The following is a 21,388-nucleotide window of genomic DNA, read 5'->3' as shown; positions in this document are numbered from 1 at the left end:
AAATGTGGCTTTTTTATTTTTTAATAATTTACATTTTAGGTTTAGCAGTTTTGTTTCGTAAAAATACAACTAATCAAAAGATTTATTTGTTTATGACCTTTAGCATTTTTATGATATTAGCTGCTTTTAGATCATCTAGTGTAGGTAATGACACAGAAATTTATTTAAGTTTATTTAATGAGATTATAAATGATAATGATTTATCCAAATATTCATGGAGATATGAACTAGGATATTTGTATTTAAATAAGATAGTTGGTTATTTTACCACGAATAGTCAAGTAATACTTATTGTAACGAGTATTATCATTTTAATAGGATTTGCTCGATTTATAAAAAAATATTCTAAAATTCATTGGCTAAGTGTTTTATTGTTTTTTACTTTAGGTTATTTTGGAATGACTTTAAACACAATTCGACTAAATCTGGCAATTGTTATAATCTTATTTTCTTATGAATTTCTTAAAGAAAGAAAGTTGTTAAAATTTGTTATTACAGTAATCATTGCTTCTCTTTTTCATAGAACAGCAATTGTCTTTTTAGTAGCGTGGTTTGTCACTAAATTAAAATATAATGTGAAATCAGTTACAATAATCACAGCCTTGGGATTAGGTTGTTATTTTCTATTCCCTTATATATTAGATGCTGTTCTATATTTATTTCCAACATATCAATACTATATTGGTTCTGAATATATGAACGGTAAAGTTAGATTAGCAAGTATCATGAATATGCTAGTAGGATTATCAATAATTATTTTAGGATATTTTACAAATTATCATAACAAATTTGATTATGGGGATAAAAACATTAAACAATCTAATGAAGGTCAATTAATGTCTTTTCTAATGTTAATAGGTATTGTTATCACAGTAATATCTTTTAATTTTAATTTATTAGATAGAGTAGGAGATTATTTTATTGTTTTTGCTATTGTGTTTTTACCTAATGCAATTTCAACATTAAAATCTATTGAACTTAAACGCTTCATTATATACGTTACTGTTATTTTATTTATACTGTATGCACTAACAATACAAATATTGCGACCTGAATGGAATCAAATTTATCCTTATGAGTTTTTTTGGAGCTAATATTATAATTAATTATTTTATGGGGGTGTATTATGAAATTAATATTGGTACACATCGGTCCGATTATAAAGTATCCACCAGCATTAACAGTAATACAATGTTTAAACGATTTAGGAATTGACATATTGTTATGTGTCACCGATATAGATCAAAATACACTAAATATGTGTCAACAACTTAATATAAATGTAGTAAATCTGAATGTTAGTTATGAAAACTCAATATCGCCAATATTAAAGTATTTTAGAATGTTGAAAATTAGAAAAAGAATTTGGAAAGAAATTGATCGATATTATTCAAAAGATTCCATGATTTGGGTTTTTTCTGATCTAGCATTAAAGCATTTAGGAAAGGAACTATTAAATAGACGATTCATACTTCATATGTTTGAGTTAAGCAAAAGAACATTATACTATAGAAAAATTCCAATGTTATCAATGAATACAGAGAAATATGCTCAAAAAGCTCTTGCTGTAATTCAAGCAGAATATAATAGAGCACATATTGCGAAAGTTTGGTGGAAATTAAAAAAACTTCCATTTGTTCTTCCGAATAAACCTTATATATCAAAGAAGATTGTTAAAAATAATAATATATCAAATATAGAGGCAAAAAAAATTATTGAAGAGCTTACAAATAAAAAAATAATTTTATATCAAGGGATTATAAGTCCAGAAAGGCCTCTAGATGCTTTTATAAATGCAGTAAATAAACTCGGTGATGAATATGCTTTTGTAATAATGTCCAATAAAATGATTAACAAAGAATTGTATAATAGCAAAAATCTGTATTGTATACCATATATACCATCACCCTTTCATCTAGAAGTAACAAGTCATGCATATATTGGTGTTCTAGCTTATGTACCTACAATAAATGAATATTCTCAACTAAATTCAATATACTGTGCACCTAACAAGTTATATGAATATGCTATGTTTGGAATTCCTATGATTGGAAATGATATACCTGGATTGAGAAATATATATGATAAATATGAATGTGGAAGATGTTTTGATGAATTTAATGAGGAAGAAATTATCAAGGCAATTAAATATATAGAAAATAATTATCCTCAAATGAGTAAAAATTCAAAGAGTTTTTATGATAGCGTTAGTATTAAAGAAGAAATAAGAAAAATAATTAATTCATTAGAGTAATAAAATTATGAATTAATTAAGATATAAAAGAAGGAAGAAGACTAGTGAGTCTAAAAAAAATCAAATTGCTATTATCTTCTAAAGTAATAAAAAATGGATCTTGGTTTTATTTACTTCAATTGATTAATGCATTAATTCCAATGTTAACAATTCCATATGTAACAAGGGTACTAGGAGCTTCACAATTTGGATTATTTTCATTTTCACTTAATTTAATTGGTTATTTTCAAGTGGTGGTTGAATATGGGTTTAATTTGACTGGAACAAGGAAAGCTGCAGTTGCAAAGTCTCAGCAAGAGATTGAAAAAATATACAATAGAATATTTTTTTGTAAAATGCTGTTGTTAATATTATGTTTTATATTATTAACGATTATAATAATTGTATTTAACATATCTCATGATCAAATTAAAAATATGTATATTTTATATTTGATTGTGTTAGGAGTTTCATTACAACAAACGTGGTTATTCCATGGATTACAAGATATGAAATACATTACAATCATTAATGTTATTAGTAGATTACTGTCGATGTTGTTAATCTTTATTATGGTTAAAAATTCTGATGATGTATATATGTATAGTTTTTTATATGCTATTGTTTTTGTTATTAGTGGAGTGTTTAGTTCTATACTGATAAATAAGAAATTTAATATTCACTTTAAATTACCACCGCTAAAAGAAATCATTAATGAATTAAAATCTGGATGGTACATTTTTTCTACATCAGCATTGACTAAAATTTTCAGTGGTATTGGTATTACTATGCTAGGATTTACTAGTACTGAGTTTTTAGTTGGAGTTTATACAGCAATTCAAAAAATTCCAATTTTAATCATTATGATGATCACACCTATTAGCCAAGCTTTGTATCCTTATATAGCAAAGTTATATAATCAATCATTTTTAATGGCAAGAAATAAAGTGCTAAAAATAAGTGTTTATGTAGTATCTTTTTCAATTCTTATAGGCTTACTAGTAATATATTGCTCAGAAGATCTAATTAAATTATTATTTGGCTCTGATTATTCTGATTATTGGTTATTGTTAATTCCTATGATTATAGGCATGATTTTTGGAATTCTAAATAATTTTTTAGGTATTCAAATTGTAGTGGCAAGTGGTTATGAAAAAGAATATAGTAAATCCTTTAAGCTTGCTTTTTTATCATTGATCGTTTTTACTTTATTTTTAGGTTATAAGTGGAATCTTTATGGAATTGCAACTGCATCATTAATTTCTGAAATTACTCTCACTTTGGTACTTATCTTCTATATTGTAAAAATTTCAAAGATAGAAGGATACAATATAAAAAATAGTAAGGAGTATAGGTTATGACTGTTCGCAAAGCAATCATCCCAGCAGCAGGATTAGGCACACGATTTTTACCAGCAACAAAAGCGCAACCAAAGGAAATGTTGCCTATTGTAGATAAACCGACTCTTCAATATATAATTGAAGAAGCAGTTGAATCAGGAATAGAGGAAATCTTGATTATTACTGGTCGCAATAAGAAATCGATCGAGGATCATTTTGATAAATCAGTAGAGCTAGAGCTAGAACTTGAAGCAAAAGGAAAGCACGATCTTCTAGAAGAAGTGCGTAAAATTTCAAACATGGTGAATATTCACTATATTCGTCAGAAAGAACCTAAAGGTCTTGGACATGCAATTTACTGTGCAAAGAGCTTTATCGGTAATGAACCATGCGCAGTGTTGTTAGGAGACGATATTGTATATAGTGAAACACCCTGCTTAAAGCAATTAATTGATGTATATCAATACTACAATAGTTCTGTGCTTGGAGTACAGAGAGTAGAGGAAAGAGATATTCATAAATATGGCATTGTAGATGGACATAAAATTGATGCTTCTGTTTCTCGTGTTAATCGTCTTGTAGAAAAACCGAAAACAGAAGAAGCGCCTTCGAATATTGCTATTCTTGGTCGCTACATTATTACTCCAGCTATTTTTAGTATTCTTGAAAATACAGAGCCTGGTGCGAATGGTGAGATTCAATTAACTGATGCGCTTAATCAACTTTCTCGTACAGAAGCGGTATATGCTTATGAATTTAGTGGGCGTCGTTATGATGTTGGGGATAAGCTGGGGTTTCTTGAAGCGACTGTCGAGTATGCGCTGCGTCGAGATGAATTAAGAGAGCCGTTTATGGCTTATTTGAATGCTATTGTTAAGGGTAATCAAGAATAATGAAACAAAATCGAACTATCTTACGTCTAATTCTAGTAGTGCTTCTAATTGTACTAGCAGTTATGATTTATTTATTGTCGAATCAAACTGCGAGTCAATCTGCTAATTTAAGTATGTCAGTAGCTACTTACTCTTTGCCGTATGTTGAAAGATTCTTCGATATAGACTTAACACTAGCTAAGTGGGATCGTATTCTGCGTAAAATAGCTCATTTTTCGCTCTTTTTCTTATTTGGTATGATTGTAACATCAATTTGTAAGATAAACCGACTTAGTTGGCGAAACTCAGCTTTTATTACACTATTCATCTGTATGAGCTATGCAGTTGTCGATGAATCCCACCAATTATTTGTTGAAGGCAGAGGGGCAAGTATAAAGGATGTAGCGATTGATAGTGCTGGAGCGATTATTGGAGTAATCGTAGTATTTTTAGTTGGACGGAGATGGAGAAAGTGAAAAAGTGGCAAAAAATAAGTATTTGGATTGTTAGTATTGTAATTGTACTTGTTGTAGGAGGCTTATTTGCTGCAAATTATGCAGTAGATAAAGTGCTTGATTCTATGGTTGGGATGAGTGTTGATGATTTATTCGAAGAAGAGGCGGATGATGATGCTTCAAATGATACACCGACACCATCTGATAATGAGGAAAGCACGAATTCTAACGGAGCAGAAGACGCTGATAATGGCTCAGATGTATCCAGTGAAGAAACTTCTGTAAGTAATAATAATTCGAGCAACCAATCTAGCAATACTAATAGCAATATTAATAGCAATATTAATAGCAATATTAATAGCAATATTAATAGCAATACTAATAGCAATAATAATAATAATAATAATAATAATGCAAGCAATTCTAATGGAACGCAATCCAATAGTAATAACGAAGGTTCTAGTCAAGCTGGGAATGAAGGATCTGAACAGTCTGGATCTGAGGGTTCTGGTTCTAGTGGTTACACTCCAGAAGTAGACAAAGAAAAGGCTAAGGAAGTACAAGAGAATATTACTCTAACTGATAAAGCCAAAGTTATCGCAATTTTATCTCAAACTCTTTCTGCCTCAGACATCTCCACTCTACAAAGTCTAGCCAGTGGTGGGTTAACTGTAGAGGAAAAACGTGAAGCAAAAGAGCTTTTACTTAATAAGCTAACAGAAGATCAATATAATGAACTGATCGCTATTGCTGCTAAGCATGGATTGAGTCAAGGTAAAACATACGCAGAATCTAAAAAAGAGTAATGATCAATAAGACGTATTCTCATGTCAGTTGTAGTTGCTGTCGTGAGGGTACGTCTTATACTATTTTAAAATATTGATTAGTATCGCTTGTTCAGAAATTGATCATAATCTTTCATATAATAGTTGAGGTATTATCATTTACACATAGATTGAAATGAATAGGGAGTCGAGTATGTTAAGACAGAAAAATTTTCTGATGCTGATCTATGCATCAGTTGGCATCATGTTAAGCTTAGTATTTCATTTATTAAACCGAGCCTTTGGTGTTTTACAACATTGGACCCATCTAGGGATGGGCGCACATTCGTATATCGTACTTGAAGAAGCTGTGTATGGGACTGCGCTTAATGCGCTTTTTATTTTGCCTTTAATCTTCCTTATTACGGGGATAGTCTTATATCGTCGTCATTCAGAGCACCCATGGATTCCGTTGATGAACACGTTGTCGCTTACTTTCACTAGTATTTCTATCATTGCTGGCGGTGGTGGGATGCTAGAGCTGCATTTTTCTATTTTTATGATTATGGCGGTCATTGCTTATTATGAGCAAATCCAATTAATTGTAGTAAGCACAATTATCTTTGCTTTGCAGCATATTTTAGGATTTTTCTTTATCCCGCAGCTCGTATTTGGGGTAGATTCGTATTCGTTTGGAATGTTAGTTGTCCATGCATTCTTTCTTGTGTTAACTTCATTAGCGACAACAAGCCAGATTTACTCAAAACAGCGAGTAGTAGCAGCAATTGAAGCGGAGAAACAGGAAAAGGATGAAAAGTTAAAGGCATTAATGGCTACAGTGGAGCAGCTTTCCTTACAGTTAGATACGGGATCACAGAAGATGAGTGAGCAATCCAGTCAACATGTTAAAACTTCTAATGAAATGTTGCAATCCTTTCATGAAGTGACTAACGGTTTAGAACGGCAGAACGAAGCAATTCGTGTTGTACATCAGGAGTTAAATGTGGTGCAGGATTTAATTAAAGATAACTCTGAGTCAATGGACCAACTATATGAACACACTCAATTAGTATCGAATAAAGTGTCACAAAGTTATGATGCTTTAAATCAATTAACTGATCAAATTGAACAGGTGTCTCTGGCCATTCAGCAAACGGCAAAAGGAGCGCAGGCATTCCACTATACAACTTCACAAATTGACGATGCAATGAAGCTCATTACGCATATATCGCAGCAAACTAAAATGCTGGCGTTAAACGCTTCGATTGAAGCGTCTAGAGCAGGCGAGCATGGGAAAGGCTTTGCAGTAGTGGCATCAGAAGTTAAAAGATTAGCAGATCAGTCTCACCAAGCAGCGGAAGAAATTCATCAATTACTTAGCAGCATAGTACAAGAAGCTGAATTAATGGCTAAAAGATTAGATGAAGGGGACAAAGGAACTCAACAAACGGTTCTTCTTTCCCGCGCAGCTGTAGAGCAATATACGGAGATGCAGCAAGCAAAAATAGAAATGACTCAAATTATTGAACATTTATATGCATCAGGTCGCACGTTGCGAGAAAAGTCACGTCATATGTATGATGAAATGATCAATATGGCATCTATAACCGAACAAGGGGTAGTTTCAATCGAACAGTTGCTTACAGCTACTGAGCAACAGCAGATTGTAACGACTAACATTGACCAAGAGATTGAATATGTCGCTGCACTTGCTTCTAAAATAAAGGAGCAATTTTCTAATTAAAAATGTGCATCTACGTATAAGATTGCAGTTATATAATAAAGGGAATGCGATCCCCATATCGCATTCCCTTTTAGCTGCGTATCTTTCATGTCATGTTACATCGTATGATTGCTGATTAGATTAGTAGCCGAAGCAAGCGATGAGAAGTACTAACAGAATGAATAACACCAAAATAAATGCAGAGTTATAGTATCCACCAGCGTAACCTTTCATAGTAACATGCACCTCCTCAAGTAAGTGACTACACCATACTATATGCTTGACTGAACAGTTCAGCATGGACGAATGACCAGTATTGTATAAATATAGGCAAGTGTGGAAAATGCGGGATTTGGCCAAACAGTTAGGCAGCGGCCCATACCTATCCATTTTCGTAACATATGATGTGGTGTACCTTAATTTAAAGGAGTTGACCAGTATGAATTATGCGGCAAATGTTTCTGGAGTAAGCCCAGCGTATGCAGGGAAAGGTTTTCATCACGGATTAAACGCAGGCTGGATTCTAGTATTATTCATTTTGTTAGTACTTCTTGTTTGTGTGTGTTAATCCAGTAACGTAAACTTCAACTTGAGCGAGCGGACGCAGGAAGGAGGTCCTTGGGAAACCAAGGGCTTTCTTCTTTTTAAAAAATTAGGCTATAATAAGGCAAGTTCTATAGTAAAGAAGGGTTAACGATGAATGAGGTACCAATTTATTTATTGTCTGGTTTTTTAGGCAGTGGTAAGACAACATTGCTGACCGAAATGATTGAGCAGGCAAAGGCTGCTGGATTAACACCAGCAATTTTGATGAATGAGCTCGGCGAAGTAAATTTAGATGGTCAGTTTGTAAGTAAGGAAATTGCGATGGCTGAAGTATTGGGAGGCTGTATTTGCTGCAGTATGAGGGGAGATTTGTCCTTGGAATTACATAACCTGCTGCAGATGTACAAGCCTGATCTTGTTATTGTTGAATCGACTGGCGCGGCACATCCTTTAGAAAGTATAGATGCAATTACCGAAACCTCAATGTACAAGCATGCTAAGCTTGAGCAAATCATTACTGTAGTCGATAGCGAGCATATGCTAGCACGCTCTAAAAAGGGCAAGGATAAAACATATCGTTTAATGCAGGAGCAGATACGCTGTGCCACTATGATTATTTTGAATAAATGCGATCGTCTTGAACCTGAGCAAATCGTAGAAATTCAGCAGCTCGTAAGAGAATTAAACGCTTATGCTAAGCTTATTACAACTTCTTATGCTAGGCTTGAAGACTGGAGCTGGCTTGTTCAATCGAAGCATAATGATGATAAGGCTAAGGACAGTCAGGAACGTATCGGTAAGCAAAGCAGGCAAAAAGATGGTTACGATCTTATTCAAGAGCATAGCGAGCATAAACCTGACCATGATCATAATCATGATAATGACCATGAACATGACCATCAAGAGCATACGCATAGCACCCATTCAAGTGAGCATCATGCTCATGTGATGGCATATACGCACTATTGGAAGGCACGACCACATAGTGAGCAGTTTGAGGCATGGCTCGCTAATCTTCCAGCAAATATTTATCGTGCAAAGGGCATTGTCACTTTCCGTGACCTGCCAAGTCGCTACTTATTCCAATTTGCTTATCGTGAATCAGATTTTTTACGGATTGAGCCGCAAGGGGAAGTACATGATGTTGCTGTATTTATTGGAGAACATTTTGACCGAGAATGGTTGCGGGCAGAACTTGCACGTTTAGAAGGCAATAATTCATAGATTTTCTCCATTTAACCTTTGATGATTAAGATGTCATTGCTTGGGAATACTATAGCTTATCCTGGTAAGGTAATCCAAGTTAGATGAACAGCTTAGTGCAATGGAGGTTACAACATGGGTAAACATAAGAAAAATGCATTATGGATTATTGGGACAATGCTGCTTGCATACAGCATGATGCTGCCGACTGCAAGTGGGCAAATGTCTGATTTAGATACGAAAGGCTCCAAGCAGCAACAGCAGGCTGAGCAAGCAGATGACAATAAGCAACAAAACCACTCCCATTCACATAGTCATAAAAAATTAAGCAGTGAGGAAATTAAGCAAATGCGCTTAAAAAAGCTGCAGCGTTTAGCTGAATTTTTTAATATTCCAACAGAAGGCAAATCGCTAGATCAGCTACGCTTAGAAATTGAAGCGGCTAAGAAAGCTCAGCCTGAAAAATGGGAAGAATTCAAGCAGCAATATCGTGCAAAAAAATTAGAAAAAATTCGTGAATTTGCAAAAGCAAAAGGATTAAAAGTTGAGGGAAAAACGTTAGAGCAACTCCATGATGAGTTGAAAGAACTAGAACAACGATCCTACCATCAACATTGAGTAATAGGAAATAAATCATAATTGTATGGTTTTCAAGGGGCTTTATTTAGTGAATAACTAGATAAAGCCTCTTTTATTGTTACAATTTTTTTAATTTCGATAAAAATTTACAAAAATTTATAAGACTTGACGTATCTTTTTTGCATGGTATAATCTTCCTTGGTTAAAAAAAAGCATCCATTATTTGTATAAGATTGATGCTAATTGGATAAGGAGGAAATCATTTGAGTAAAGGTTTTTTGAATTCGTTGAAAGTTTTGTTTTTAGCAGCTGCAATGGTATCGCTAGCTGCATGTGGAGAGTCTGAAACAACAACATCGACAGGTGCATCTGGTGAACCAACGACTACTGCGGAGGCTCCTGTTAATACTACTGAAAACACAGAAACACCTAGCAATGATAAAGATTTATTTGTTGCAGTGCTTAGTGAAGCTTCAAACTTAGATAGCTTTTCTGCAGAGATGATTGCTGATCAACAAATGGATATTGCTGGCCAAGAAATGAATACTAAAACTGAAAGTACAATGGATATTATTATGAAGCCTGAGTTAGCATTTAAGCAAATTACAAAGGTAGAGATGGCAGGACAATCACAAGAAATCGAGTCGTATTACACGAAAGACGGTTTCTTTTTGCTTAATCCAGAGACAAGCGGATGGATGAAACTGCCTAGTGATATGATGAATACAGCACTTCAAGGTGTTGATCAAGAAGCTTTAGATCCAACTGCTCAGCTTGAACAATTATTAGATTACGCTGATCAATTTACTGTAGAAGAGAAGGATGGAATCTATAATTTAACCTTAAAGGCAGAGGGAGAAGCATTTTCTGAGCTAATCCAAAGTGCATTAGAAGGTCAAGAGCTGCCAGTAGAAGGACTTAGTATGGACATCAATACACTTGAATATTTAATTCAAGTAGAGAAAGATACGAAGAAGCTTCTAGCTATCGATGTGACGATGGATATGATCATGGATAGCACTGAAGAAGGAGAACCAGTTAAAATTACATCTGAAATTACAACAAAATATAGCAACCATAATGGAATTAAGGAAATTGTTCTGCCTGAAGAAGCATTAAATGCACAAGAGGTTACAATCCCACAACAATAAGCTTTTTGCTATTGAATGGTGAATGTTAAAAGGCAATCTAATTCCAAAGCGTGAAAAAGCTGTTCAGAAGTCAGATTGGAACTGACAAACTGAACAGCTTTTTTATTCGTTTATTAATTGAGCTCGTACAGCCTTTGGCAATTTTTTTAAAACTAATTGATAGGAGTTTGTGATCATCTCTTGCAACTCTTGATTAGGTATTGTTCCATCTACCTCAATCGTTATCCAATGTTGCTTATTAAGATGATAGCCTGGTTTGATTGATGCATATTGCGCACGCAGCAGCTCATTCATAAAGGGATCTCCCTTTAACGATATTGTTGGATAAGGCTCAGTTGGACTAATTAGCGCAAACATTTTACCGGCAACCTTCATAACTAAGGGGGTTGGACCAAAAGGGAATTCTGCTGTTACTCCAGCAAAAGTTTGGCAAAATTGCTGCAAATCCTCATAGCTCGATAGTATCTTTTCATTTTTTAATGGTTCAAGCAAAGCAATAATCCTCCTTAATTTTTCCTTGGTAAATTACGGTATGCTTTTCCGTCTGCCATTATATGTTCTCTATTTATTATGAAGGCATGCTGCATGATTGGTCAAATAATGTGGTGAAGGCGAGTAAAGAAATATGTAAGCGATATAAAAAAAACGCTTGCAAGAATAGTAAATGTTAGTTATATTATAGATAACGTTAAGTAAAAATATTAACTAAACAAATTAATGAGGGGATCATATGGCAACCATTCGACAAATTGCGGAGCTCGCACAAGTATCAACTGCAACAGTTTCGCGTGTCCTAAATAATGATCCAACATTAAGTACAAGTCTTGAGACGAAGCAACGAATTTTTGTAATTGCCGAGCAGCTTGGATATAAGCCTAAGCAATTGCGAAAACAAAAGCTAGAATTGCAACGTTCCATTACAGAAATAGGGCTGCTATTTTGGTCGACTGCTGATGAAGAGAATAATGATCCTTATTTTAAAGCAGTGCGACGTGGGATTGAGTTGCATTGTGAGGAACATGGGTTGCATATTAGCAAAGTCATACGTGGTGATTTGGTGCAGGTTGAGCAAGTTGCATCCTCACTAGATGGATTGATCGTTGTTGGATCGATTGAAGTGGATGAAGTACTAACAGTGTTCCCTAAGTCTAATGCGATAGTATTCGTCAATCATAGTGAAACTATCTATGATTGCGATACGGTGCATCTTCATTTTGAGGGTGCAGTTGAAGAGGCATATCGTTATTTGTATGAACTCGGCCATCGAGATATTGGCTTTATTGGCGGTGTAGAGTATATTCATTCACTAAAAAATGCTGGGCAACTGCGGCGCGGGATGGAGCAGCGTCATCGTGCATTCCTCGAAATGAAGCAAAAATATGGACAACAATATGAATGCATCGAGGAAGTCGAAGATTGGTCATCGCAAGGTGGCTATGAAGCGATGAAGCGAATTTTGTCGATGGATAAACGACCAACCGCTTGTCTTGTTGCAAGTGATGCAATGGCGATTGGAGCACTGCGAGCTTTGCATGAGAACGGTGTTCAAGTTCCGAAGGAAATGAGCATCGTTGGTTTTAACGATATCGAGCTGGCTGGCTTTGTTATTCCCCCGCTGACGACAGTGCGAGCACATGCAGAGCTGCTAGGTCGTACTGCAGTCAAGCTATTGATGGAGCGACTGGAAGGACGTGAAGCAGCATTGCAGGTAAAAATCGCGACTACATTTATTGAGCGAGATAGCTGTCAGCGTCTCACTGAGTTTAATTAGCAGCTTACTGCAAAAAATTGAAATTGATGATTTAATTTAGCCTTAGCTCTAAGAACTAACAACAATGGGAGGTAATATAATGATTACTTTTTATGAGGATTCTAAAATTTTTCACCTTCGTTCAGTGGATACTAGCTATTTGCTCAAGATAACAGATCAGGGGCATTTAGCTCATTTATACTGGGGTCGTGCAATTGAAGAAAGCGATTACAGTAAATTGCATATTCGTGCACAGCGTCCATCGTTTACACCTAGTACAGATTTGAATCAATTAGATTATTCATTAGATACTTTGCAACAGGAGCTTCCAGCCTACGGAAATTCAGATTTCCGTACTCCTGCTTATCAGTTTCAGTTAGCTGATGGCAGCACAGTGACTAATTTCTTATATGAATCTCATCAAATTATTACAGGAAAACCTAAGCTATCTGGTTTACCAGCCGTTTATGTTGAAGCAGAGGATGAGGCGCAAACATTGCTTATTACTTTGCGTGATGCGAAAACGAATGCAGCAATTGTATTATCCTATACGGTATTCCGTGATTATGCTGCGATTACACGCTCGGTACAATATCGCAATGAAGGTACTGAGGTGCTAAATCTGAAACGTGCCCTAAGTATGAATGTAGATTTGCCAGGCTACAACTATGAAATGCTTCATTTATCTGGAACATGGATTCGTGAGCGTCATGTTTATCGTCGCAAGTTGCAACCAGGCATGCAATCAATTGAAAGCCGTCGCGGGGCAAGCAGCCATGTGCAAAATCCGTTCCTTGCACTGCTAAGTGAAGGGGCAACAGAGCAATACGGCGATGTATATGGAATTAATCTTGTTTACAGCGGTAACTTTATTGCTGGGGTAGAGGTTGATCCATATCACCATTCACGTCTATTTATGGGGATTAATCCGTTTGATTTTAACTGGAAGCTGGATGCTGGAGAAGTATTCCAAACGCCAGAGGTTGTTATGGTTCATTCTTATGAAGGACTTGGCGGTATGTCACGTCGCTTCCACGACCTATATCGTCAACGTTTAATTAGAGGGCAATTCCGTGATCAAGTTCGTCCAATCCTCGTAAATAACTGGGAAGCAACGTACTTTGATTTTAATGAAGAAAAGCTTGAACGTATTGTTAATGCTGGTAAAGAGCTTGGTATTGAGCTATTCGTGCTTGATGATGGATGGTTTGGCAAACGTAATAATGATGATTGTTCCTTAGGTGATTGGGTAGTTGACAAAAACAAGCTGCCAAATGGTTTGGAAGGCATCGTTTCTAAAGTAAAAGCAAAGGAAATGCAATTTGGACTATGGTTCGAGCCTGAGATGATATCTCCTGATAGCGATCTATATCGTCAGCATCCAGATTGGTGTTTGCATGTCGAAGGGCGCGATCGTACGCAAGCAAGAAAGCAGCTAGTTCTCGACTTATCTCGTCAAGATGTGCAGGAGTACATTATTTCGTCAGTTTCCGACGTTTTGTCGAGCGCACCAATTACTTATGTTAAATGGGACATGAATCGCAATATGACTGAAATTGGTTCAGCGCTTCTGCCTGCTGACCGTCAGCGTGAAACAGCACATCGCTATATGCTTGGTTTATATCATGTAATGGAGACGATTACGTCGCGCTTCCCACATGTTCTGTTTGAATCTTGCTCTGGCGGCGGCGGTCGTTTTGATGCTGGAATGCTGTATTATATGCCGCAAACATGGACTAGCGATAATACGGACGCTGTGTCTCGCTTGAAAATTCAATATGGCACAAGTATCGTTTATCCTGTTAGCTCGATGGGGGCACATGTTTCAGCAGTTCCAAACCATCAGGTAAATCGTATTACATCGCTTGAAACACGCGGTAATGTAGCATTGTCTGGGAACTTTGGCTATGAGCTTGATCTTTCTAAATTCACTGATGAGGAGAAGGAGATTGTTAAGCAGCAAGTAGAAACTTACAAACAAATTCGTCACATCGTGCAATTTGGCGACTTTTATCGTTTGCTTAGCCCATTTGAAGGCAACGATACAGCTTGGATGTTTGTTTCCAAAGACAAAAATGAAGCTTTCGTAATGTTTGCTACTGTTTTGCAGGAGCCTAACCCGCCAATTGGCTTCTTCCGTTTACAAGGATTAGATCCGAACAAAACATATGAGGTTTATGAAGGACAGCAGCTTGGCGTATATGGAGGTAGTCACTTGCTTTATGCAGGATTGGCGAAGCCTCACTTCTATGGCGATTTCCAAAGTGTGATTTATCGTTTAAGAGCTGTTAACTAATAAAAAAACAACCGTCATTTCGTCTATAGGAGCGAAAGCTCTTGACTAAGTGACGGTTGTTCTTTTTTACCAACTATGCAGCTAGTGGCGAAATTGACATTATTTTAATTCGTGCAGGCCCTGCAGGAGTTTGAATATCAAGTAAACTGTGAAGCGGGGCAAGCAGTAGCTGCTTGCCGACTGGTGACAGCAATGATATTTTTCCTTGTTCAGGATCTACATCATTAGGAAGCACGATTGATAGGGTATCGATAAAGCCATCCTCAAGATACTGGATTTCAATTTTTTGGTTGAGCAATACGAGCTGCTGCTCTGGAGGCTCATACTGCGAAATCATCCCTTTGACGTGTTGAATATAGTTATCCAACAATTGCTCTAATCGTTTATGCTCTATGCTGTTCTGCAGGATATACTGCTCCATTTGTTTACTGCGAATTTCTTCAACATCTTCAATTTGCTGCAATAATCTTGCTTTTTCACTTTCCCATTGAGATCTATGGTTCATAGTAGATATCCCTCCCAACAGCTGCCATCTGTAAGCAAAAGCGCTCATTCTGATGCCTCATATTTCATTCCTCCTGTAATTAACTTTATATACTTAAGAGACCCTAGCGATAAAACCAGGGTCTTACTTTATATTAACATGGAACGGATTTTAGTTCATCTTAATGAGAAGGGTTAATGCTTTCTCATTTTTTTAAGAAATTACTCATTTTCCCCTTCAAGTCATATGAAAATGATGAAAAAAACAAAAAAATTTTCAGGAATGTTTCGCTTGTCCGAAAAAGATCTGCAAGCTTTGAGTATGGCTTGGCAAATCCAAGCCTGGCAAGGGGTTCACAGAGTTTGAGAAAATCGTAATGAGAATACAGTGAGAATGAAAACGCTTAGCAATCTTCATGAAAACTTCATCTATGAGATAAACCTAATCCAAAATGCCTAAATCGCTATGCTATAATGCTTAACAGACAGTTCCTTAACAAGTTGTTAAGGTAAAACTAGGAGGAATTATGTTAAATAAAACATTAAAAGTAAGCAGATTAAGTGTGCTAGCAATGCTAGTGATTATTCTACTTACTGCAGTTCCACTAGCAGCGTCGGCATCATCTCATGATTCGCGAGAGTTATCTGGATCAAATTTAATTTTAGATGGCAGAAAGATAACATTGCATTCTTCATTACATATGGTCAACGGAAGATTGTATTTACCAATTGCTTTGGTAGCTAGCGAGCTTAGTGCATCCCTAGAGTGGGATTCATCAACGATGGAAGCAACATTGATTTCCAAAAGCAATGATGAGATTATTTTAGGTGACGGAGTACCAACGGTTTATTTTAATGGTCAACGCTACGTTATGGACGCTGCACCGTATTTGTACGAGGGCAGATTCTTTGTTCCAGTCCGTTATATTGCAGAGTTTTTACATGCAAATGTAACTTGGGATGAAGGCAGCAAGACAGTTACGTTAGAAAGTGTTCCGCTTGAAGTCGTAAGCGAAGACAACACATTAGCGGATATTAGTGCAAGATATTCATTGACGCAATCACAGGTTGTTACACGCAATGGTTTCTCTTCCAAGGATTCAATTAAAAATGGAATGAAGCTAGCGGTTATTATCCCTTCTGTGTTTGAGAATAAGGCAAAAAGCTATACGGAAGCAGAATATCAACTGCTAGCCAAGCTTGTGCAAGTAGAATCGGGCTATGAAGGCTATGAAGGTCAATTAGCAGTTGCCAATGTTATATTGAATCGAGTGAAGAATAGTAAATTTCCTAATTCGATTAAAGAAGTGATTTATGCCGGCAAACAATTCCCGCCAGCACATAACGGTCTGCTCGATCGAAGCAAGCCAAATGAGAGTGTGCTAAGAGCTACTAAAGATGCTTTAAACGGCAAAAACAATGTTGAAGACGCAGTTTACTTCTTTAATCCGAAGTACTCTAAAGGCTCGTTCTGGGATAACTTGACGGTGATCACTACGATCGGCAATCATCGTTTTGCTAAATAAATTAATAGATTACTAGAATAGTCATTCAATAGTGTTTATTTTTATAAGTTACGCATTAATTAAAGGCACATTACTAGATGTTATCCAGTGATGTGCTTTTTTATATATGGATATGTAGTGACTTGTATCACTCATTCCTCTCAATATCGTTTCATGTGTCGATTGGTACGAACTATTTGTACTTAAAGTTAATTCCCCAGTACATTCTCGGTTTAAAATACGAGTGGCTCCAGTTATGTTAAAACATACTGGAGCCACTCATATTGGCTCATGCTATGGGGTTAGATATGAGCTAATACATGGTTTGTGATGGCAACTTTAGTGTTAGATGGTTGGAGATGGCGGCTCCATTCCATCTGTTGCACACCTAGGTACAGACCTATGACGTAACTCATTCCTACATTGATCATCAAGAGTTGCAGCGCTCAACTCTAGGTCAATGGATTATCGTTAATGGAGAGGACAACAGGAATGAATAAACGTTATACGTCATGTAAAGGAGGTGAGTAACCTTTATAATGATATTGATAATCATTATCATAAACTATAATAACATGACTTTCACCATTAATCAAGTTCTAATTGAGAAAAATTTTCAATTTCTTTAATAGTGTTTATGTATTGTGTGTTGAATAGATGTAACTTTTTTTCTATCAAGTGCGTATAGAATTTCATGGTAAGATTTTAATAGTTTAGGCTTTATGATTTGATTTGAGGGAAACAGCATGAGTGATAGAGAGCAGCAAGTTCAATTAAAAGTAGCATTAGAGGAAGCAGGATATAAGGAGAAGGAAGCAACAATATCTAACCTGTACTTTGAAGTGAAGGCAGGACAATTAGTTGGACTAATAGGACCGAATGGCGCGGGAAAAAGTACAACGATTAAATCGATTATGTCTTTAGCTCCTTATCGTAAAGGTGAGATTAAGTTAGGCAGTGATGGAGAAACAGGGACATACGCTTATGTTCCTGAACAGCCGATTTATTATGATTATTTTACATTATGGGAGCATTTATGGTTGGCTGCATCGGTAAATGGCTTATCTCAAGCAGAATTTGAAGCGCGTGGTATGCGACTATTAGAGAAGTTTAAGCTTACTGAGCAGAAGCATCATTATCCGAGCAGCTTTTCTAAGGGAATGCAGCAAAAGCTAATGCTTATTATCGCTTTTATGTTAGAGCCTGATTTATACATAGTGGACGAGCCGTTTATTGGACTAGATCCACAAGCTACGCTTGATTTTATTAGTTTGCTAAATGAAGCGCGAAGTAACGGTGCGGCTGTATTGATGAGCACGCATGTCTTGGACAGCGCTGAACGTTTATGTGACTCCTTTATTTGTTTGCATCAAGGTACAATTGTTGCAAGCGGTAATTTAGAGCAGCTCCGTATGCAAGCTGGTTTAAGTAGCCAGCATTCGTTGTTTGATTGCTTTCATGTATTAACAAGTGAAGCTAAAACAACAAAGCGTAACGAGTAAAGGAGATACAGATATGCTTACTCCAACAAAATTATTTTTTATTCGTTTAAAGCAGCATGCTCGCTTTATAACGAAGTCTTTCAATTCAGTTTTAGATTGGTCAGTTTGGGTATATTTTGTCGTGCCATTGATCGTAGTTGGTATTGGGTTATATGTTGATTTATGGCGGAGATTTCCCGATTGGGCTAACTTTATATCTTGGGAATGGATAATGATTGCCCTTGTAAGTATATTTGCAATGGGAACTAAACCATATGTAGGCGTAGCTGAAGCTGATCAGCTGCTTCTTTTACAGCGTCAAGCATGGTTTAAAGTAATGAAGCAGTGGGGGCTAGGCTATAGTTTTATTATGACTATTGTTCGAATATCTCTGCTTATTTGTTTACTAAGCCCATTTTTAGTACAAGCAAACGGTTTTACATTCATGGATATCGTTCTGTTTTTTATCTACAGCATCGGAGTAGTCATGACTATGTTGATGTTAAGCCCTATTTTGCATAAAAAAGGCAGATGGTGGCAGCGTACTATATTTTTTACTATTCAAATTACTGTTATTACATTGATATGGATATTGCCAGCTTACGGCTTATGCTTTAAGCAATGGGACTTTAGTTTATTATTATTCGGCTTGCTTGTCGTGGTAATTGTTAGTCTATGGCGCTATATCGCTAGGCCGCTACCTTTTAATCAGCAACTGCAACAAGAGCTTGATTTTAGGATGAGCATTACAAGTATATTACTTAGTCAAGTCCAAGAGAAAAGACCATCGAAGCGACGTAAGAAGCCTTGGATTTTTCGCAGTTCGCAAAAACTATTTAAAAACAGTAATCTTGTCTATACAGTGAGTGAACTTAGAATTAAAGCATTGCTCCGTTCAACCAATATATTGCGAGTTGGACTTACGATTATTGTTAGTGGAAGTTATGCGATAATTTTAACAGGGGGAACTGGTGCAATTGCAGTTGCGGTAGGACTTGTCTTTTTGAAAAGAGTGTGGCTGAATATGCAATGGGGACAATGGATTAATGAGCAATATATTCAGTTATATCTTACTGATAGTCAAATAACAAAGGAAGCTAAAAAATTATCAACAAATATTTTAACTGTTCCAGGAATAATTATTTGGTTAGTTGTATTAGGTTTTACGCTCTAACGTTTATAACATAAATGAGAAAGAAAACAGCCCCGATGCAGAGAAATATAGATTCTTTGTATCGGGGTTTTTGTAATTGGTGAATGGCAATAAGCAGATGGTAAAGGATATGAAGCTACGAACGGCATTTAAGCATCAAGTCGCTTTAACGGTTTATCTGCCGGTCCATTAAGCACGGTTCCGTCATAGGAAAAGCGAGAGCCGTGACACGGACAATCCCATGATAAATCCCCGCTATTCCACTCAACTTCGCAGCCCATATGTGTGCAGGTTGTATCAACAACAAAAAGCTTGCCTGTCTCATCACGATAGGCACCCGCTCGTTTTCCGTTTAAGCTAACGACGGAGCCTTCCCCTTTATTTAATTCCTCAGGATGTTGGGAACTATCGAGAAATAATTTCCCCTTTACCATATGCTTGATCGTATTTCCTGCATAGGTAAAGAAAGTTTTTAAGGTAGGGTCTGCATAAAAGCGAGATGGTCCAAACAATTCAGCATATGGAGATTCCTCATCATTAATCATTTTATCTAACATAATGGCAGCAGCTGTTCCAGTTGTCATCCCCCATTTTTTATAGCCTGCTGCCACAAGAATTTGCGGATCCTCATTAGTCATCCCGATAAATGGCAGCTTGTCCAGTGTGATTAAATCTTGAGTTGACCAGCGATAAGGGATGTCGCGCACGCCAAAGCTTTGCTCTGCAAACTGCTGCAATGCTTCATAATGCTTAATCGTACAGATTCCTTGACCAGTTGGATGATTTTCACCGCCTGCAATTACATATTGCACGCCATTAATCGCTACTTCCCGCAACGAACGAGTTGGCTGCTCAATATTGATATACATGCCGCCAGGGTATGACTGCTCCGGTAAAAAGCAAACTGCATAAGAGCGTTCCGCATACATGCGAGCAAAAAAGAACTGCATATTATCATAAAACGGAAAATGTGAGCAGGAAACGATATGCTCACTATATACATGATGTCCTTCTCTAGTCATGACATAAGCAGGATCGCCTTTTTCCACATTGATCGCTTGCGTATGTTCATATACTTTAACCCCATGCTGTAAAGCAAGCTTTAATAGTGCAGTAAGATATTGCACAGGATTAAAATGTGCTTGCTTGTCCATCACTAGTCCTGCTCTAATCTCAAAAGGAAGCGGGCTGCGGTCTGTAAGTCTGCCATTCATGTTCAGCTTTTCATAGGCTTGCAGTTCCTTCTCTAGCTGAGGAATATAATCGACCGATTTTGTATAAAGCCAAGCGCTATCCTCTTGATACTGACAATCAATTTGATGTTCGGCGATTGTATTTTTAATCCAATTGAAACCTTCCTCATTGGCTTCATAGTAAAGCCTAGCTCGTTCTACTCCAAAGTGAGCGATAAGCTCGTCATAGATTAAGCCGTGCTGACTTGTAATTTTAGCAGTGGTATGTCCTGTTGTACCGCTTAATATTTTTCCTGCCTCCAACAAAATAACACGGAGTCCTCGTTTAGCTAGCAAATAAGCAAGCGTAATTCCAGTGATTCCTGCGCCAACGATGGTCACATCTGCTTTTTCATCGGCAGTAAGCGCAGGAAAGTGTGGCAATGTCACGGAGTTAAGCCAATAGGACTCTGGATATTGTGGCAATGTTGATGCTTCATTAGCCATTTGGATGATGTCACCTTTCTTATTGTTTTTTTGTTATTATTTGCTATTGATAAAAATATATGTATTGTTTGAGGCTTTACTCTTATTTTATTTAGGTAATAAGGAAAAATTGGATTAAGCGGCTGCTATACAAAAAAGTTATACCTGCAAATAGTTTTTATATATTACCATTTCA

Annotated in this window: 18 protein-coding genes; 15 read left to right on the top strand and 3 right to left on the bottom strand. The window is 36.5% G+C overall.

The window, feature by feature from the left end; translation table 11 throughout:
* The first annotated feature begins 2 nt into the window (after positions 1–2).
* From AC2TDL_RS05200 to AC2TDL_RS05155, 10 genes are all read left to right on the top strand, one after another.
* A complete protein-coding gene (locus AC2TDL_RS05200) occupies positions 3–1,094 on the top strand; it encodes an EpsG family protein (protein WP_484699136.1) in 1,092 nt (363 codons plus the stop codon).
* A gap of 32 nt (positions 1,095–1,126) precedes the next feature.
* Positions 1,127–2,254: a glycosyltransferase family protein gene (locus AC2TDL_RS05195; RefSeq protein WP_484699135.1), complete on the top strand. Its 1,128-nt coding sequence runs from the start codon at positions 1,127–1,129 to the stop codon at positions 2,252–2,254.
* Between the two features lie 44 nt (positions 2,255–2,298).
* Positions 2,299–3,594, top strand: a complete 1,296-nt coding sequence (locus AC2TDL_RS05190) for a flippase (RefSeq protein WP_484699134.1) — start codon at positions 2,299–2,301, stop codon at positions 3,592–3,594.
* Positions 3,591–4,466: a UTP--glucose-1-phosphate uridylyltransferase GalU gene (galU, locus tag AC2TDL_RS05185; protein ID WP_484699133.1), complete on the top strand. Its 876-nt coding sequence runs from the start codon at positions 3,591–3,593 to the stop codon at positions 4,464–4,466. The genes AC2TDL_RS05190 and galU overlap by 4 nt, the downstream gene beginning before the upstream one ends.
* Positions 4,466–4,921: a VanZ family protein gene (locus AC2TDL_RS05180; RefSeq protein ID WP_484699132.1), complete on the top strand. Its 456-nt coding sequence runs from the start codon at positions 4,466–4,468 to the stop codon at positions 4,919–4,921. Before galU ends, AC2TDL_RS05180 begins: the two co-directional genes overlap by 1 nt.
* Positions 4,918–5,706, top strand: coding sequence for a hypothetical protein (locus tag AC2TDL_RS05175; RefSeq protein ID WP_484699131.1), 789 nt, complete (start codon positions 4,918–4,920; stop codon positions 5,704–5,706). Before AC2TDL_RS05180 ends, AC2TDL_RS05175 begins: the two co-directional genes overlap by 4 nt.
* Positions 5,707–5,929: 223 nt before the next feature.
* Positions 5,930–7,408, top strand: a complete 1,479-nt coding sequence (locus tag AC2TDL_RS05170) for a methyl-accepting chemotaxis protein (protein WP_484699130.1) — start codon at positions 5,930–5,932, stop codon at positions 7,406–7,408.
* A 675-nt stretch (positions 7,409–8,083) separates the two neighbouring features.
* Complete coding sequence (locus tag AC2TDL_RS05165) at positions 8,084–9,157, top strand: CobW family GTP-binding protein (protein ID WP_484699129.1); 1,074 nt, start codon at positions 8,084–8,086, stop codon at positions 9,155–9,157.
* A gap of 114 nt (positions 9,158–9,271) precedes the next feature.
* Entirely contained in the window at positions 9,272–9,754 is a 483-nt protein-coding gene (locus AC2TDL_RS05160; protein WP_484699128.1) for a hypothetical protein, read from the top strand.
* 224 nt (positions 9,755–9,978) lie between these two features.
* Positions 9,979–10,866, top strand: coding sequence for a DUF6612 family protein (locus tag AC2TDL_RS05155; RefSeq protein ID WP_484699127.1), 888 nt, complete (start codon positions 9,979–9,981; stop codon positions 10,864–10,866).
* Positions 10,867–10,968: 102 nt separating this feature from the next.
* Here AC2TDL_RS05155 and AC2TDL_RS05150 read toward each other — a convergent pair whose 3' ends face one another.
* Positions 10,969–11,358, bottom strand: a complete 390-nt coding sequence (locus tag AC2TDL_RS05150) for an MmcQ/YjbR family DNA-binding protein (protein ID WP_484699126.1) — start codon at positions 11,356–11,358, stop codon at positions 10,969–10,971.
* A gap of 238 nt (positions 11,359–11,596) precedes the next feature.
* Here AC2TDL_RS05150 and AC2TDL_RS05145 point away from each other — a divergent pair, with 238 nt between their 5' ends.
* Together AC2TDL_RS05145 and AC2TDL_RS05140 are read left to right on the top strand one after the other, a co-directional pair.
* Positions 11,597–12,637 carry a LacI family DNA-binding transcriptional regulator gene (locus AC2TDL_RS05145; protein ID WP_484699125.1) on the top strand — a complete coding sequence of 347 codons (1,041 nt, stop codon included), beginning with the start codon at positions 11,597–11,599 and terminating at the stop codon, positions 12,635–12,637.
* A gap of 76 nt (positions 12,638–12,713) precedes the next feature.
* A complete protein-coding gene (locus AC2TDL_RS05140) occupies positions 12,714–14,912 on the top strand; it encodes an alpha-galactosidase (protein WP_484701047.1) in 2,199 nt (732 codons plus the stop codon).
* A 73-nt stretch (positions 14,913–14,985) separates the two neighbouring features.
* Here the strand turns inward: AC2TDL_RS05140 and AC2TDL_RS05135 are convergent, their stop codons facing one another.
* The gene (locus AC2TDL_RS05135) at positions 14,986–15,417 is read right to left on the bottom strand and encodes a GreA/GreB family elongation factor (RefSeq protein ID WP_484699124.1); all 432 of its coding nucleotides are present in this window, start codon (positions 15,415–15,417) and stop codon (positions 14,986–14,988) included.
* Between the two features lie 505 nt (positions 15,418–15,922).
* Here AC2TDL_RS05135 and AC2TDL_RS05130 point away from each other — a divergent pair.
* From AC2TDL_RS05130 to AC2TDL_RS05120, 3 genes are all read left to right on the top strand, one after another.
* Positions 15,923–16,921: a cell wall hydrolase gene (locus AC2TDL_RS05130; protein ID WP_484699123.1), complete on the top strand. Its 999-nt coding sequence runs from the start codon at positions 15,923–15,925 to the stop codon at positions 16,919–16,921.
* Positions 16,922–17,646: 725 nt separating this feature from the next.
* The gene (locus AC2TDL_RS05125; RefSeq protein WP_484699122.1) at positions 17,647–18,402 is read left to right on the top strand and encodes an ABC transporter ATP-binding protein; all 756 of its coding nucleotides are present in this window, start codon (positions 17,647–17,649) and stop codon (positions 18,400–18,402) included.
* A 13-nt stretch (positions 18,403–18,415) separates the two neighbouring features.
* Positions 18,416–19,555 (top strand): ABC transporter permease, encoded by a 1,140-nt coding sequence (locus AC2TDL_RS05120; RefSeq protein ID WP_484699118.1) that lies wholly within the window; start codon positions 18,416–18,418, stop codon positions 19,553–19,555.
* A gap of 128 nt (positions 19,556–19,683) precedes the next feature.
* Here the strand turns inward: AC2TDL_RS05120 and AC2TDL_RS05115 are convergent, their stop codons facing one another.
* Positions 19,684–21,213: an FAD-dependent oxidoreductase gene (locus tag AC2TDL_RS05115; RefSeq protein ID WP_484699117.1), complete on the bottom strand. Its 1,530-nt coding sequence runs from the start codon at positions 21,211–21,213 to the stop codon at positions 19,684–19,686.
* Positions 21,214–21,388: the final 175 nt, after the last annotated feature.

Source organism: Paenibacillus sp. plas6, assembly GCF_057221655.1.
Note: the sequence above shows the minus strand (reverse complement) of the source record. Positions and strands in the feature narration are given on the sequence as shown.